The sequence below is a fragment of the Asticcacaulis solisilvae genome (assembly GCF_017875235.1).
Classification (GTDB): domain Bacteria; phylum Pseudomonadota; class Alphaproteobacteria; order Caulobacterales; family Caulobacteraceae; genus Asticcacaulis; species Asticcacaulis solisilvae_A.
In genome coordinates, this window is the sequence record NZ_JAGGMI010000019.1 from 14,293 (window position 1) to 31,256 (window position 16,964).

Annotated in this window: 8 protein-coding genes; 7 read left to right on the forward strand and 1 reads right to left on the reverse strand. The window is 60.5% G+C overall.

The features are described 5' to 3' along the window. The first annotated feature begins 121 nt into the window (after positions 1–121). The gene (locus tag J2X24_RS20835; protein ID WP_209725746.1) at positions 122–2,809 is read left to right on the forward strand and encodes a TonB-dependent receptor; all 2,688 of its coding nucleotides are present in this window, start codon (positions 122–124) and stop codon (positions 2,807–2,809) included. A 200-nt stretch (positions 2,810–3,009) separates the two neighbouring features. On the opposite strand, the gene J2X24_RS20840 is transcribed toward J2X24_RS20835, so the two are convergent. Beyond that, entirely contained in the window at positions 3,010–3,786 is a 777-nt protein-coding gene (locus J2X24_RS20840; protein ID WP_209725748.1) for a FadR/GntR family transcriptional regulator, read from the reverse strand. A 586-nt stretch (positions 3,787–4,372) separates the two neighbouring features. On the opposite strand from J2X24_RS20840, the gene J2X24_RS20845 reads away from it, so the two are divergent. The 6 genes from J2X24_RS20845 (at position 4,373) to J2X24_RS20870 (ending at position 16,628) form a co-directional block, all read left to right on the forward strand. Then, positions 4,373–7,309, forward strand: coding sequence for a TonB-dependent receptor plug domain-containing protein (locus tag J2X24_RS20845; protein WP_209725758.1), 2,937 nt, complete (start codon positions 4,373–4,375; stop codon positions 7,307–7,309). A 273-nt stretch (positions 7,310–7,582) separates the two neighbouring features. Further along, positions 7,583–8,857 (forward strand): MFS transporter, encoded by a 1,275-nt coding sequence (locus J2X24_RS20850; RefSeq protein WP_209725760.1) that lies wholly within the window; start codon positions 7,583–7,585, stop codon positions 8,855–8,857. After that, positions 8,847–10,532, forward strand: coding sequence for a glycoside hydrolase family 43 protein (locus tag J2X24_RS20855; RefSeq protein WP_209725762.1), 1,686 nt, complete (start codon positions 8,847–8,849; stop codon positions 10,530–10,532). The genes J2X24_RS20850 and J2X24_RS20855 overlap by 11 nt, the downstream gene beginning before the upstream one ends. A 476-nt stretch (positions 10,533–11,008) precedes the next feature. Beyond that, positions 11,009–13,807 (forward strand): TonB-dependent receptor, encoded by a 2,799-nt coding sequence (locus J2X24_RS20860; RefSeq protein WP_209725764.1) that lies wholly within the window; start codon positions 11,009–11,011, stop codon positions 13,805–13,807. A gap of 214 nt (positions 13,808–14,021) precedes the next feature. Then, positions 14,022–15,482, forward strand: coding sequence for a DUF4832 domain-containing protein (locus J2X24_RS20865; protein ID WP_209725766.1), 1,461 nt, complete (start codon positions 14,022–14,024; stop codon positions 15,480–15,482). A gap of 45 nt (positions 15,483–15,527) precedes the next feature. Further along, the gene (locus J2X24_RS20870) at positions 15,528–16,628 is read left to right on the forward strand and encodes an amidohydrolase family protein (RefSeq protein WP_209725768.1); all 1,101 of its coding nucleotides are present in this window, start codon (positions 15,528–15,530) and stop codon (positions 16,626–16,628) included. The last annotated feature ends 336 nt before the right edge of the window (positions 16,629–16,964 follow it).

Consider the following 16,964-nt stretch of genomic DNA (forward strand, 5'->3'; position numbering starts at 1 on the left):
GATGTTGACCAATGTCCATCAGCGGCGGCTCAATGCCTTGGTACAGACCCGAAAAGCTGGACTTTTCAGCCCATTAGGATGTGCGCGCCTCAAGAACAATCTGTCGGGAAAAGGGAAAAACATGAAATTGAAGCGTTCGATATTGATGAGCACTGCGATCGCCGGTGCCATGCTATCCTGTTCTGCCTTCGCGCAGGACAATGTGGATGACAGCCAGGACGTCGTGGTCATAGGTATCCGCGGAAGCCTTCAAAAAGCGGCGCAGTTGAAAAAGCGGACCGACGCCATCGTCGATGCGATTTCGGCGGAAGACGTAAGTAAATTCCCTGACACCAACATCGCCGAGTCACTGTCACACCTTCCGGGTGTCAGCGTGGACCGCAATTTTGGCGAAGGTGAAAAGGTATCGATTCACGGAACGGATCCGGCATTGAACAGGATCCTGGTCGACGGCCATTCGATCGCATCGGCCGACTGGGGCGGCAACCCGAACGATCCGACCAGCCGCACATTCAACTATTCGCTGATGGCGCCTGAAATCGTCGGCCAGCTGAAGGTCTATAAGAACCCGGAACCTTGGATCGACGAAGGTTCTCTCGGCGGCACGGTCATTCTCGAAACGCGTAAACCCCTCGACCTGAAGGCTGGCACGGTGGCCGGTTCCCTGGGGTACAGCTACAATGACCGTTCGGAAAAGGGCGATATACGCGGTTCGGCGCTTTACAGCTGGCGCAACAGCAACCGGAATTTCGGCGTGCTGGTCGCGGCGACCTACGACAAACAGCAACTGCATCGCGCCGGCATCGAATACTTCGGCTATATGGGCGCCGGCGCCTTCAACAGCGCCTTTACGACCACGACCGATTCTTCGGGTAACATTACGGCTGTGAGTGGCCCCAATATCAACGGGGCGGCGCCGACGGTGGCGTCCTATACGCAACTGGCGGCGGCGAATGTGCCCTGCTGCTTCAACTGGGCCTATTTTGACCAGACGCGCGAACGCAAGGGGCTCAGTGCGGCCGTACAGTGGAAGCCTAGCGACGACACCGAGTTCGATCTGTCGGCCCTGCATATCGAAGGCGACTACACCAACTATAATCAGTCCATGTATGCGGTTCCGGTCTGGAACAGCGCCAATGCCCAGAACTTTACGGTAGCCAACGGTTTGATCAGCGGGGCCTATATTCCGGCAAAGGCCGCCGGTACCGGCTCGCTTACGCAGTACGATGCCATCCTGCGCAGCACTGTCGTGAAGACGGACAGTATCAATCTCGCCGGCAAGTGGCAGGCGGGGGACTGGAAGATCAGCGGCAATGTCGGCTGGACTCAGGCCACGGGCGGCAAAGAACCTGAACGGATGATCAGCTTCGATTTCAACTCGGGCTTTACATTCGGGTTCACGTCGGACAGCACGAACATCAACTACGATACCGCGCCGACGACGGCTAAGGCTCTTGCGCGTACGCCGTCGACGACACCCAGCACGATCAACGGCGTGACGGCGAATTACGTCCAGATGGGGGGCATGGAGCGAAGCCGTACGACTGACAAGGAGACGTACGGACAGATCGATTTCAAGCGTAGCCTGGAGGGCGTCTTCGAAACCGTCATGTTCGGGGCCAAGCTGACCAAGCACGAAAACTCGCTCGATGCCGAAGGCTGGGACTATTTCGCCAACAAGACCCTGTACCTTAGCGATTTCGCTTCGGAGAACACTCCGGACGGACTCTGGGCCGACATGGGCGGAAGCGGCAATGCAATGCAGTACCTGGGGTTGACCCAGGCCGGCATTTTCGACGTGATCGATGCCAGCGTAACCCGCTACAACGGTCCGAAATACGGCATGGAATTTACCGTCAAGGAAGACATCGCCGCGGCATATTTGCAAGGCAATTTCCGCCAGGGCAACTGGCACGGCAATGTCGGCGGGCGCCTGGTTTCGACCGAAGACGTTTCCAACTACTGGGAAACGGCCGACGGCGGCGTCACCTACACCCCCATGACCGTGACGCAAAAGGAGACCAAGTTCCTGCCCAGCGCGAACATCGTCTATGACGCGTCCGACAATGTGCTGCTGAAGTTCGGCGCCGCCAAGGTGATCGCCCGTCCGCGCTACAGCCAGCTGGCCGGCACGGTCGAGCTGAATGATCGTACGCTGACCGGCGGCGGTGGCAACGCCAATCTCAAACCTTATGAGTCCCTGAACTTTGAAGGGTCCGTGGAATGGTACGTCGGTAAATCCGGCCTGTTCGCGGCGGAATTCTTCCACCGCAAGATCAGCTCCTACGTGGTCCAGGATACCCAGGACAAAGTCTTCTTCAACCGGCTGACGGGCGCCAACGCGACCTATTCCTTCAGTTCGCCGTTCAACGCCCAGGACGCAACGGTTACCGGTTTTGCCCTGCAGGCTCAGAAGGACATTGCCTACGGGTTCGGCATCATCGCGAACTATACGTTCGCGGATGCTGACACCGGCACGACGGCCTATAACATGCCATACCTGTCGCGCGACAACATCAACATCATTCCCTACTATGAGCAAGGGCCATGGCAGGTTCGTCTGAGCTACAACTATCGCTCCCAATATTTCACGGGTATCGGGCGTCGTAACTCAAAGGACTTCACGGACTCCTACGAGCAGGTCGACCTGTCGGCGAGCTTCAAGATCAACGACAACCTTTCGATCTACGCCAACGGCCAGAACCTTCTGGACCAGACCTACTACTCGTTCAGCTCGTTCGCAGAGGCGCCAACGGCCTTCTACAAGAACGGTCGGCGGTTCTTCGTCGGTGTGAACTACAAGATGTAGGTTATATTTACGGACAGCAGGGCGTCCCGGCTTTGAAGCCTGACCGTTTCGGGCTCGGACCCGCCTGAATCCGGTAATTGCAAAGCCGGTGAGAGAAGAGAGTGGGGCGGCATAACGTCACCTCACTCTTTAATCTTGTCTCAATCACGAGATATCGTTCGGCTTCAAGCCTGGCGTCCTGTCCGGCGAACATCCACAATTCAGTTCGACGGATCCCGTCTTTTGACAATGTCCTTCGAGGCCTGCCGAATGAGCGATTCCATGCACCAGCGCGCCTCGGCGGGGTCTCCGTGCGCAATGGCGTCATAGACGGCCCTGTGGGCGGCGACCGGATCGGAGCCAAGTACGTCGTGTTCGATCTTGTATCGCGTTGACAGGGCGACGGATGCGCCAATCGATGCGTTCAGGGAGGCTAGTTGATCGTTGTCAGCCGCCGCCAGAAGCGCCGCGTGAAAGTCCTTGTCCGCCTGTTGCCCCGATTCCGTGAACAGGGTGTCGCGGTCCATGATCTCAAGCGCCCGGAACATCTGAGCCAGGTGCGTAACATTCCGCCTCAGGGCCGCCAGGGCCGCGGCCGCAGGCTCGATGATCAGCCGCAGTTCGAACAGGTTGCGGACCAGCCGGTCATCGGGTTCGTTCGCGAACATCCATCCAATGACATCGGGATCCAGCAGGTTCCAGGCCGTTTTGTCGGTGACGCAGGTTCCCCGTTTGGGCCGCGGCTCGACCAGGCCTTTTGACGTCAGGATGCGCATGGCTTCGCGTACGGCCGTTCGCGATATGCCGAGCGAAATCGACATGTCCAGTTCCGTGGGGAGGACGTCCCCAGGCAGCCTGCGCCCGGAGATAATTTCGGCCGCCAGCTTCTGGGCCAGCAAATCGTGAAGCCGCGCCGCACTCCTGCCGGCCGGGGCCTGGCCTTCGCCGGCATCGCTGTCCCAGGTTACGACCTGTCGCCGTTTTTGCGCCTTGCTCATGAACGTCCGTAAAAGGTCAAGCTGAATGGCTCCAATGGTTTGTCCCTTCATAGATAACGTGAACCGCCTCGGTGAGCAAACGAACTCGATGGCGCGCAGGCTATCTTTGCCGGCAAATTCCTATTTTTGATTTAAATAAGCAGACCGTTTAATGCGTTTAGACTGATGAATTTTAGCGTGCGCTTTTTATGGCGACGGCGTATGAGGGTAAGGCGTGAATATATTTATATAACATAATCAAATATATATTTTGGAATTTTGCTGATTTCATTGCGCGGGCTACGCGTTGACGTACTGGCGCTGTGGAAACTTGTTGACGAATATACGCAATATGCATCATATATAACATCAGACTTAATCGACCGGGAAGTTGATGAGTCGAAGCCTGGCCATATTCAGTTTGCCCCAGGCTTCGCCAGAATTGCTGACCCCCGTGCAATGGTCCTGAACAAGAAACTATAAAATAGACAACTTACAACTTGGTACTCGCAGAATACGTAAGTGTTCCGTGCAAGGCGGAGCATTGCTGATCTGCGGCCCTAGGGATGATTGGCAACAAGTAAGAGAATTTCCTACAGGGGAAAACATGAAAAGTTTGAAAAATATCCTGCGCGGCGTGTCAGGCGTCGCCATCTTGTGTGGTATGAGCCTTCCGCTCTGCGCCGTCGCCCAGGAAACGACCAAGCCCGCCGGTGAAGACAGCGGCGTGGTCGTGATCACCTCATCGCGCATCACCACGCGCGGCTTCAAGGCGCCAACGCCGACCAGCTCGATCGGGCAACTGGAAATCGCCAACAATGCCCAGCCGAACGTCTTCACGACGATCGCGCAACTGCCGTCGCTCCAAGGCTCCAGCGGCACGACAACCAATACCTTCTCGACCTCGAGCGGCCAGCAGGGCCTGAGCTCGTTTGCGCTGCGCGGCCTGGGCGTCAGCCGCACCCTGACCTTGCTCGACGGCCAGCGCGTCGTTCCGGCCAATATCGGCACTGGCGCGGCCGACATCAGCCTGTTCCCGCAACTGCTGATCAAGCGCGTGGACGTGGTCAACGGCGGCGCCTCCGCCTCATGGGGTTCCGACGCTGTCGGCGGCGTGGTCAACTTCGTCACGGACACGCGCTTCAAGGGCTTCAAGGCCAATTTCGCCCTGGGTGAGACCACCTATGGCGACGACAGGACGGGTGTCGCCCAGGTCGCGTTCGGCCGGGGCTTCTTCGACGACAGAGTGCATACGGCCTTCGCCCTGGAATATCATCGCGAAGAGGGCGTCGGCCCCGGCGATTTTGGCGAACGGCCGGCCAATGGCCGCGACTGGTATCGCTCATCGACCCTGGTCAATACCGGCATCACGAACAACGGTTCGCCGCAGTTCCGCAACCTGGACCACGCCCAATCGATCACATATGGCAAGTACGGCCTGATCACCGCCGGTCCGCTGCAGGGTATCGCCTTCGACCAGAACGGTAACCCCTATAACTTCGTCTATGGCTCGAACGGCCTGGGCGGCCCGGCCGGCGTGCCGGGCAAGGACGCAGGCGGGACGGTCGCGGGTTGCTATGTTGGGTTCTGTATCGGCGGCGACACCTCGGCCAATGTCGGCATCGGGGCGACGCTGCAGTCGGGCATCATCCGCTCGAACTTCTATAACCGCACCTCGTTCAGCCTGAATGACAATCACGAGCTTTTCTTCACCGTCAACCTGGCCAAGGTCGACACGCATAACCAGCCTAACCCGGGCTTTACCCAGGCCGGGCTGACCATCCAGTGTGCGAACCCCTACGTGCCCCAGTCGATCAAGACGCAGTGCACGAACAACGGCATCTCCAACTTCAGGCTGGGGACGGTCACGCCCTTCCTGCCGTTCATCCGCGTCGACACCGAACGCACGCAGGAGCGTTTCGTCCTGGGCGCCAACGGCAAGTTCGACCTGTTCGGCACCAACTGGAACTACGACGCCTACTATCAGCACGGCAAGGAAAAGTCGGACATCAGCGTCCACAACCTGCTGCTCAAGGCGCGCTTCACGGCGGCCATCGACGCCATCGAGCTTAACGGCGCCATCGTCTGCCGTGACCCGGTGGCGCGCGCCAATGGCTGTCAGCCGATCAATGTCATCGGCAACCAGACGCCCAGCGCCTCGGCCATTGCGTATCTCCAGCCGGCGGTTGGCGCCTATCAGCACACCATCCAGACGCAGGACGTCGCCAGCTTCGGCATTTCTGGCGAGCCCTTCTCGCTGTGGGCCGGTCCGGTATCGATGGCGTTCGGTGCGGAATATCGCCGCGAAGCCTATCGCGCCGTCGCCGATCCGTACGGCAACGGCACCACCACGCCCTACAGCGCCGAGTACCCGGCCGATCCGGCGCTCAGCACCGGCGGGGGCAACTGGTACGCCGGCAACTATCGCAACGGCCGCGGCAGCTATACGGTCGCCGAAGCCTTCCTCGAGTTCAATGTGCCGCTGCTCAACAGCGAGGCCTTGGGCCAGGTCAACCTCAACACCGCCGGCCGTGCGACCAACTACAGCACCTCGGGCAGCGTTGAGGCCTGGAAGGTCGGCTTGACCTGGGATACCCCGCTGGACGGCATCCGCCTGCGCACCGTCCGGTCGCAGGACGTGCGCGCGCCGAACCTGAACGACCTGTTCGGCCCGACGACGTCGACGAACATGCCGAACTTCACCAACCCCTTCACCAACACCACGCTGACCATTTCGCAGAACCAGGGCTCCAACCCGGGTCTCAAGCCGGAGCTGGCGCAGAACTTTTCGTTCGGCGTCGTCCTGGCCAATCCAGAATGGTTGCCGGGCTTCAACGCCTCGATCGACTACTACAGCATCGAGCTGGAGGACGCGATCGCAGCCGGACCGAACGCGACCCAGCTGGTGCAGTACTGCTTCGACGGTTCGGTGCCTGCGGCCTGTAATACGTTCGACCTGACCGGGCCGAATCCTTACGTCAACGTCGGCAACATCAACGCCGCCTCGATCAAGACCAGCGGCGTCGATTACGAAGTCAGCTATCAGCATTCGAAGCCCTTTGGTTTGGATGGCAATCTGGTCTTACGCGCCATGGCGACCAATGTTCGCGACTTCACTACCCTTCCGGGCTTGCCCGGCACGATCGCGCAACAGACGGCCGGCCAGAACTCCGGCGCCACGCCGGACTGGAAGGCGTTGTTTGTCCAGACCTATTCGACGGACAAGTACAGCCTGACCCTTCAGGAACGCTGGTTCAGCGACGGCGTGATCGGCAATCAATACGTGGTTTGCTCATCGGGTTGTCCGGTATCGACGTCGAACAATCCGACGCTGGACAATAACCACATGGACGGCGCGACCTATGTCGACGTCGCCGGCTCCTACAACATCCGTCCGGGCGTCCAGGCTTACTTCAAGATCGACAACCTGTTCAATGTCGAGCCGGAGGCTTCGCCCCAGACCAATACCGGTCTGGATATCAACCCGGCGCTTTACGATATCCTGGGCCGCTTCTACCGTGTCGGTGTGCGGATCAGCTACTAATCAGTGTTCCTGTCTGCCGCCGCACTGGCGGCGGCGGACAGGGTGTTCTCCTGGGCAGCCATCCGGCAATTACCGTCCCCCGTGTAATTTCCGGCACTGTTCATGAAGGGTGCGTGGGTAACGAGCCTTCCCGTCTCCCTGGTGTGTGTGTCGCACAAGCCCCCTTTTTCCCTGAAGGGGGCGCACTCTTTCGTTTTGTCGCGATAGGCCAAAAGCCGCTGCAAACTTTTTGGCATATCGCTCTGGTTCCGTATCGGGTCAGCGAGATTTCTTATGGTGTTTTTCAAAAGCGGTGGCGTGAGGTGGGGCATTATTCTCCTGCTGACAGTCGGCACCATACTCAATTACCTGACCCGCAGCACGCTCAGCGTCGCCGCGCCGACGCTCATGACCAGCATGAAGATGACCGAGAAGGACTACGGCGTCATTACCGGCGTCTTTCAGTTTGGCATCATGCTGCAACCCATTGCGGGCTATATCCTCGACGTTATTCGCCTCAAGATGGGCATGTTCCTGTTCGCGCTGGCCTGGGGTCTGATCACCATGGCGCACGCCCTGGCTGGCAACTGGCAGACCCTGGCCGTCCTGCGCGGCCTGCAGGGGTTCGCCGAGGGGACGGCCCAGCCGGGCGGCCTTAAGGTCGTTTCCGAGTGGTTTCCGGCCAAGGAACGCGGCTTCGCCAGCGGCCTCTACAATATCGGCGCCTCGGTTGGTTCGATGCTGGCCCCGCCGCTCGTGGCCTTCTGCATTCTCTATTACAGCTGGCAGTCTGCCTTTGTCATCACCGGCGCCTTTGGTGTCGCCTGGGCCATACTGTGGCTGATGAACTACCGGTCGCCCAAGGAGCATCCCGCGCTCAAGGAGACCGAGCGCACATACATCCACGAAGGACAGGAAAAGCACCTGGCCGCTTCGTCCGAGCGTCCTTCGATGTGGAAGATCCTCAAGCAGCGCAACTTCTGGGGCATCGCCATACCGCGCTTCCTGGCCGACCCGACCTGGAGCACCCTGGTCTTCTGGCTGCCGCTCTATCTGACCCAGGTGCGTGGCTTCGACCTGAAACAGATCGCCCTTTTCGCGTGGCTGCCGTTTGTCGCCGCCGATATCGGCTGCCTGTTCGGGCCCTTCCTGGTCGGTGTGTTCCAGAAATTCGGTATCTCGCTGATCAATGCGCGCCGTTTCACCTTCACGGTCGGCGCGGTGATGATGACGGGGGTCGTCTTCGTCGGGGCCGTTCAAAGTCCCTATGCCGCCATTGCGCTCCTGTGCCTGGGCGCCTTCGCGCACCAGACGCTTTCGGTGACCGTCATCACCATGTCGTCCGACCTGTTCCGCCAAAGCGAGGTCGCGACCGTGGCCGGTATGGCCGGGACGGCGGCCAATCTGGGCGCGCTGCTGTTTTCGGTGGCGATCGGCACTCTGGTTGCGACGACCGGCTACACTCCCTTCTTTATTATCCTGGGCGGCATCGACCTGCTGGGCGCGGCTCTGCTGTGGTTCCTCGTCCGCCCGAGCGACATGGTTTCTGAGGTCAAGCGTGATTCCTAATCCTGTACTTCCCGGCTTTAATCCGGACCCGTCGATCATTCGCGTCGGCAGTGACTACTATATAGCCACTTCCACCTTTGAGTGGTTCCCCGGCGTCCAGATCCATCATTCCACCGACCTGGTGAACTGGCGGTTGGTTTCCCGGCCGCTTCGGCGCCCCTCGCAACTCGACCTTCGCGGCATTCCGGACAGTTGTGGCGTGTGGGCGCCGTGCCTCAGCCACGCCAAGGGACAATTCTACCTGACCTATTCGCTGGTCAGACGATACGGCCGGACAACAGAATATGGGGCCCAGGGCACATCGCTTCGGGATTTTCACAACTATGTCGTCACCGCAGACTCGATAACGGGAGAGTGGTCTGATCCGGTCTACCTAAACAGCAGCGGTTTCGATCCGTCATTGTTCCACGATGAGGACGGCCAGAGCTATCTGCTCAACCTGCTGTGGGATCACCGCAGCGGTAATAACCGCTTCGCCGGTATCCTGCTGCAGCCGTACGATACCGAACGCCAAATCCTGACCGGTGAACCCAGGCTGATCTTCGAAGGCACCGAGCTTGGTTACACCGAAGGCCCGCATCTTTATCGCCGCGACGGCTGGTATTACCTGGTCGTCGCCGAAGGCGGGACGGGGTGGGAGCACGCCGTTACCCTGGCGCGGTCGCGCGACCTCCAAGGGCCATACGAGGTCTGCCCCTATGGTCCCATTCTCACCAGCCGTGGCCGGCCGGACATTCCGCTGCAAAGGGCAGGGCACGGCGACCTCGTCGAAGCCGAGGACGGAACCTGGCTCATTGCCTATCTCTGTGGCCGTCCCGTTGCCGGGACGCAGGCCTGCGTGCTCGGCCGCGAAACGGCCATCCAGCCTGTTCACTGGACCGCCGACGGGTGGATTGCGCCCTCTTTGCCGCTCCTGCGGCCGGACAACCCGGTGAGCGCGGCCGCCGCCAGCCGGCGCGCACCCGCTCAGCGGTATGATTTTGAAGGCGGCGAGCTGGCCGTCGAATTCCAATGGCTACGCACGCCTTATCCCGACGTCCTCTTCAGTCTGTCCGCGCGTCCGGGGCATCTGACCCTGTTCGGACGCGAGACGATCGGCAGTCATTTTGAGCAAAGCCTGGTCGGCCGGCGCCAGACCTCGGCCTGTTACGAGGCCGCGACGGTTCTGGACTTCGAGCCAAGCAGTTTCCAGCAGTCGGCGGGCCTCGTCTGCTATTACAACGCCACCAAGTTTCACTACTGCTATATCAGCTTCGATGCCGCCTTAGGACGCCATCTTCGTGTGATGTCCGCCTTGCCGAACCCGCTTTGTCCGGAAAAGCTCTCGAATATCCACCCGCTTCCCGATGGCCCGGTGGAACTGCGAGTGAGATCAGATGGCAGACATCTGATCTTCGGTTACCGCGTTCAGGAGGCAGGTGCCTGGACTGAACTCGACGAGGTCTTCGACGCGACCAGCCTGTCGGACGAAGCGACCTTGGCGGGACATCCCAGCTTCACGGGAACCTTTGTCGGGATGGCGTGCCAGGACACTTCAGGTCAGATGTGTCCGGCCTATTTCGACTGGTTCGAATTCGCGGAGCGGGATATCGCCGAGACTGGAACAGGGCAGGGCGCGGACCGGGCCGGCGCAAGCGCCATGGCCTCCGCCTCCAGACGCCGCGGCGCTGCATAATTCGTTTTTGATCCATTCCAATACACCTTACCTTCGGCGGTCCGGATTCATCGGGACCGCCGAAGGCTTGACTGGCCTTTGCATCGCCGCGCAGGACTCCGGTGGATAATCGCTTTTCTTTCGTTTTAGAGCGATATGGCGAAAAGTGTAAGCGGTTTTCGCTTTAAATATCGCGACAAAACAAAAGCTTAGATCGGTATGATGTTTCCACTTAAAATCATACCGATCTAGATAGCGGTGTCGCTCCCAAGCGCCGGCAGGGTAGAAGGCACATGTGCCATTTTCGCGTCACCACCGCGTAATCAGCCTGCGCCGCGAACTTTCTCCGATCTTTCGTTAAGTTTCGATTTGACAGTTTTTTGAAGCTGGTGTTACCCTTTTCATAAGGTCTGATTAGAAATCGAAACGTTGTTCGATGGTTTCGGTTCCAAACGAAGGCTGATTTGGTCGTTCAACATGAAAATGGGGATTTGCAAATGTACCGTCGTCAGTCTTTTCGCGCCGTGGCGCTTGCCGGCGCCGGAGCGGCCGCCCTTCTGACCGCGAGCGCCGCGTTCGCTCAGGATCCCGCGCCGGCTCCGGTCGAAAGCGAAGAGGTCGTCATCGTCGGCGTCCGCGGCAGCTCCGCCCGCGCCATCCGGACCAAGCGCAACGCCACTACGGTCACCGATTCGATCAGCGCGCTCGAACTCGGCACCTTTCCGGATGACAATGTCGCTGACTCCCTGGCGCACATCACCGGTGTTTCGATTTCGCGCGGCGCCGGCGGCGAAGGCCGGACGGTCAGCGTGCGAGGTCTGGGACCGGAATATACCCTGTCGACCTTCAACGGCCGCATCCTCGCCACCGACGGCGCCGGCCGCGATTTCGCCTATGACGTGCTGCCGTCCGATGTCATCAGCGGCGCCGACGTCGTCAAGGGCGCCGAAGCCTCGCTGACCGAAGGCGCCATTGGCGGCCTGGTCAACCTGCGTTCGGCCAGCCCGTTCGACAAGCGCGGCGCGCACGGCAGCTTGCGTTTCGAAGCCGACCGCAACCTGATGTCGGAGCTGGACGGCAAGAAGTTCTCGGGCGTCTACAGCAACACCTTTGCCGGTGACACGTGGGGCGTGCTGCTGGGGGTCGTGCTCGAACAGCGCGACGACCGCAGCGACATTGCCGGCAACGATGGCGGCTGGACGCGCAACGCCGATCCGACCGACGAAAGCTGGCTGTGGGGCAATGCCTGGGGCGGTTCCATCGATCCGAACGGCAACGGCGTGTTGGACGAAGACGAATACGGCCTGATCGGCCCGGGCCAGTTCCGCGTCGGCTCGATCCTGGAAAAGAAGGAGCGGACCGCCTTTACCGGCAAGCTGGAATGGCGTCCGTCCGACGATTTCCGCCTGGTGTTCGACGGCCTGTCGACCAAGCTCGACTCGCCGGAAGTGGGCTATCAGCAGTCCTTCTATCCGCTTTTCGCCCCCGGCCGCTGGTCGAACATGGTCATCGAGGACGGTATCGTCACCAGCTTCGACATGGACAATCCCGATCCCGAAATGCGGATGAACCCGGAGTTGCTCAACCAGACCTCCTACCGCGTCGTCGAAACGCAGCTGTTCGGCGTCAATGCGCAATGGCATGCGTCGGATACCCTGACCCTGACGGGCGACCTATATCGTTCGACCTCCAAGCGCCATTCTGGCGGACAGGACAGCTATGTCGTCCTGCGCATGAACCAGCCCAATACCGCGCACATCGAACTGACCGGCGACCGGGTGCCGAACGTCACCGTCGACTTCGATGACGGCCGCGACCTGGCCTCAGGCCTGGCCAACGGCGAGTTCGGCGATGCCGATTTCAATACGCACTACTTCTCGCTGGCCGGCGACAATATCGATGATGAAATCAACGGCGCGTCGTTCGACGGCCGGTGGACGACCAGCCGCGGCTGGCTCGACAGCGTGCAGTTCGGCGTCAGTCTGACCGACCGCAAGAAGTCGCGCGATCTTGTCAACAATGCTCTGACCGGCGGCGCGGACTACTATTCCGGCAATTACGCCATCAATGTCGAAGACCTGGGCGGCAATGTCGTTTCGCACAGCTTCAGCCTGCCGAACTTCATGAGCGAGGTCGGCGGCGACTTCCCGCGCACCTTCCTGGCCTTCGATATCGAAGCCTATCAGCAGGCCCTCGCCGCCTATAACGGCACGGCGCGTCCGGGCGGTGGCACTTACGACTATGCGAAGGCGGCGCCCGTATGGAACCCGCTGCAAAGCTACCGCGTCGGGGAAAAAACCTGGGCTGGTTACGTCCAGGCCAACCTGACGGCCGAACGCTGGACCGGCAATGTCGGCCTGCGCATCGTCAACACCAAGACGACTGCCCAGGCCTGGGACGCCAAGATCCTCGAGATCATCGAAAACGGCGCCTTCAACTATACCGCCGTCTATGACGACCCGAGCGAGGTGACGCAGGACTCGGAAGAGACCTACCTGCTGCCGTCGTTCAACCTGAACTACCGCTTCACCGAGGAGCTGCGCCTGCGCCTGGGCGCCGCACGGACGATGGCGCGGCCGTCGGTCAACATGCTGGCGCCGACCAATACGACCGAAAGCGTGTCGTGGGGTGAGTTCACCCAGATCTACGGCGGCAATGCCGAGCTGAAGCCTTACCAGGCCGACCAGTTCGACGCCTCGCTGGAATGGTATTTCGCCCGCAACTCGATCTTTAACGTCGCGGTCTTCACCAAGAAGATCAAGGACCAGATCACGACGAGCTGGGAGCCGGGCCAGGACATCGGCGTACCGGGCTATCTGTTCAACGTCAGCCGCCCGATCAATGGCGACCACGCCAAGGTCGATGGCGTCGAAATCGGTCTGCAGCACTTCCTGGAAAACGGCTTCGGCGTCCAGGCACAGTATACGCGCAACTGGGCCAAGAGCTGGGTCGGCGATCAGGAGCGTCCGCTGGAAGGCATCGCGCCGTCGGTCTATTCTCTCAGCGCCGTCTATGAAAAAGGGCCGATCTCGCTGCGCCTGACCGGCGACCACACTGACGGCTTCGTCACGGCGATCAATGTCCTGGGCGAAGGCTATAATGAGGTCGCCGACCCGATCACCTGGGTGACGGCGCACGCTTCGTACAAGATCAATGATCGCCTGGAAGTGTCGCTCGAAGGCCAGAACCTGCTCGACGAAGCGCAGACCTACAGCATCAACGGAAATCCCTTGCTGCCGCAGGGTTATTACCGCTACGGCGCTTCGGTCAAGCTGGGTGTCAGCTACCGGTTCTAGAGTTCGTTCGAAACCAAGTCCCCCTTCCGTCATTTGCTCCGCAAATGCCACCTTCCCCGTAAACGGGGAAGGAACGAGTGGAGCTTAGCTTGCATTTTCTTTCCCCGTTTTGACTGCCGCCGAGGCCGGGGAAGGTGGACGCGAAGCGGACGGTAGGGGGAATTTTCGACGTCACAATATTAAGCCGGGGGGCAATCATAAAGCAGGAGAGGGCATGACCAAGTCAGTGTCCAAAGCGAAACCGCGCTTCATCGCCCTTTCATCTGTGCTGGGCTTGAGCCTTGTCGCCTGTGGCGGCGGGTCGGGAACGGCGCATTCGGCCGCGTCCGAAGGTACGCCCCCATCGTCCTCGGCCGCCGTTATCGCCGTTTTCAAACCTAGCGATGCCGATTTCGCCAATCCGGAGCGCGGCTTCTACCGCGCGGCCCAGTCCGACTTCGATCAGCTTACCGCCGCCAGCGTCGCGGAAGCCTATGCGGCCGGTTTCCGGCTGATGTATGTCCGCATCAATCTCGAACGCTATCGCGACGCCGATATTCCGGCCGCCTATCTGGACCGGCTTGAGGCCGCCTTTGCGACGGCGCGCGCCGGTGGTGTCAAGCTGATCGTGCGGGCGACCTATAACTATCCGCGCGGCGAGACCGAATACCGCGACGCCCAGGACGCGCCGCTGGCGCGAGTGAAGGGACACCTCCTCCAGCTCAAGCCGGTGTTCAGTCGCAATGCCGATGTGATCAGCGTCGTCCAGGCCGGCTTTATCGGCGCCTGGGGCGAATGGCACACCTCGTCCAACAATCTGACGACGCCCGACAACCGCACCCGGATCCGGGACGCGCTGCTCGATGCCGTGCCGGCGACGCGCTTTATCCAGTTCCGCTATCCGCCCTATCTGCAGGACTGGACGCCCGGCCTGCCGGCGCTCGATAAGGCGGTCACAGGCGCTTTTCGCCTGGGTTTTCACAACGACTGCTTCCTGGCCAGCCAGACCGATGTCGGCACCTTTGACGAAGATGCCGCTGCGCGCGCCGGCCAGCAAGCCTATCTCGATCAACTCGGTGACCTGGCGCCTTTCGGTGGCGAAACCTGCAACCCGGCGGACGATCCCGGCGCCACGCCGCGCACGGCCTGCGCCGATATTCTGGCCGAGGGCGCGCGTTATAACCTGACCTATCTCAATGACGGCTATTACCGCCGCCTGTTCCACGACAACTGGACAAAGGAAGGCTGCATGGCCGAGGTCCGGCGCAGCATGGGCTATCGGCTCGGCCTGGTCAGCGTCAGCCATCCCACCGCCGCCACGCGCGGGAGCGATCTGACCTTGCAGATCGTAGTGCGCAATTCCGGCTGGGCGCGGCTTTACAATCCGCGCCCGATCCAAGTTGTCCTGCGCGATCCGGTCTCCGGCGCCTTGCGTCGCATCGAAGCGCGTGGCGCCGATGCCCGGCGCTGGCTGCCGGGCGCCGAAGCCACCGAGACCCTGACTATCACCCTGCCGGCCGATGTGGCGGTGGGAACGAAGGAGATGTGGCTGGCCTTGCCCGACGCCGACAGCCGCCTTGGCAACGACGGCCGTTATGCCATCCGGCCAGCCAATGCCGACGACCCCGCGATCGGCCAGGGATGGGACGCCACCTTTGGCGCCTTCGCCCTGGGCACCAAGATCGATATCCGTTGATTGCCGCTGAAACCAAAGATAGCTTCGAAGTGTTGAGAGGGTTCCATGATCATTAATCGCCGCAACGCCCTGATGGGACTGGCTGGTCTTTCCGCTGCGGGCGTGGCCGCGCCCGCTGTCGTCCGTGCCGATCAGGCAGCCTATACCGTTGACGACTTCAGGCGCGTGCGCAAGTTCGACACCCATGTCCACATCAACTGGGACAATACGGCGTTCGCCGAACAGGCCGTGGCCGACAATTTCGAGCTCCTGACCATCAATGTCGACTATCCCGACTTCCCGTCGCTGGACGCGCAGGGCAAGGTATCGTCGCTGCTCTTCAAGGCCGATCCGAAGCGGTTTCATTTCGCCACGGCCTTCAGCATGAAGGGCTTCGATCAGCCGGGCTGGGCGGAAAAGACCATCGCCCATGTCGAAGACGCCAGGGCGCGCGGGGCGCGGGGCGTCAAGGTGTGGAAGAATGTCGGCCTGATCGAGCGCGACGCATCGGGCAACCTGATCATGCTTGATGACGTGCGGTTCGATCCCGTCATCAAGCGTATCGAAGAACTGGGCATGGTCTTCATCAACCACCAGGGCGAGCCGCGCAACTGCTGGCTGCCGCTTGACCAGATGACGACCAAGAACGACAAGGCCTATTTCAGCAACCATCCGAACTACTATATGTACATGCATCCGGAAGGGCCGTCGTACGAGCACCTGATGGCGGTGCGCGACGACTTTCTCGATCGCCATCCGAAGCTGAACTTCATGGGCGCGCATATGGCCAGCCTGGAGTGGAGCGTCGATGCCCTGTCGGCCTTCCTCGACCGCTTCCCCAATGCGACGGCGGAAACGGCGGCGCGCATGGGCCAGTTGCAGTACCAGTCGCACCGCGAATACGACAAGGTGCGCAACTTCTTCCTGAAGTACCAGGATCGCATTCTCTACGGCTCGGACCTGACGATGAATCCGGACGCCGATCCGGCTGGGATTCGCAAGGAGATCCATGACGCCTGGCTTTCGCACTGGCGCTATCTGGCGACCGGCGATACGCAAGCGATCTGGGACCTCGATGCCGACGTGAAGGGACTGGCCCTGCCGAAGCCGGTGATCGATAAGATTTTCTACGGCAATGCGCGAAGGGTGTTGGGACTGAAGACTTAGAGCGATATGGCGAAAAGTGCCAAGATGCGTTTTTTGGGGTTTTCGCCTTAAATATCGCGACAAAACAAAAACTCAGATCGGTATGATGTTTCCACTTAAAATCATACGGATCTAGCCTTCTACCTCCCCAGATCCAATAGATTTGGGGAGGGGGACCGCACGGGAGAGACATTGCGCGAAGCAATGGCGAACAAGATGTGGTGGTGGGGATTCTTGCTTGGGCCACGTATACGAAAGCGGCCGGTGAGTAGCTGATTACTATGGCAGTAAGCAAGAAATCCCACCACCACGCCGGTAAACCGGCGCGGTCCCCCTCCCCATCGCTACGCGACAGGG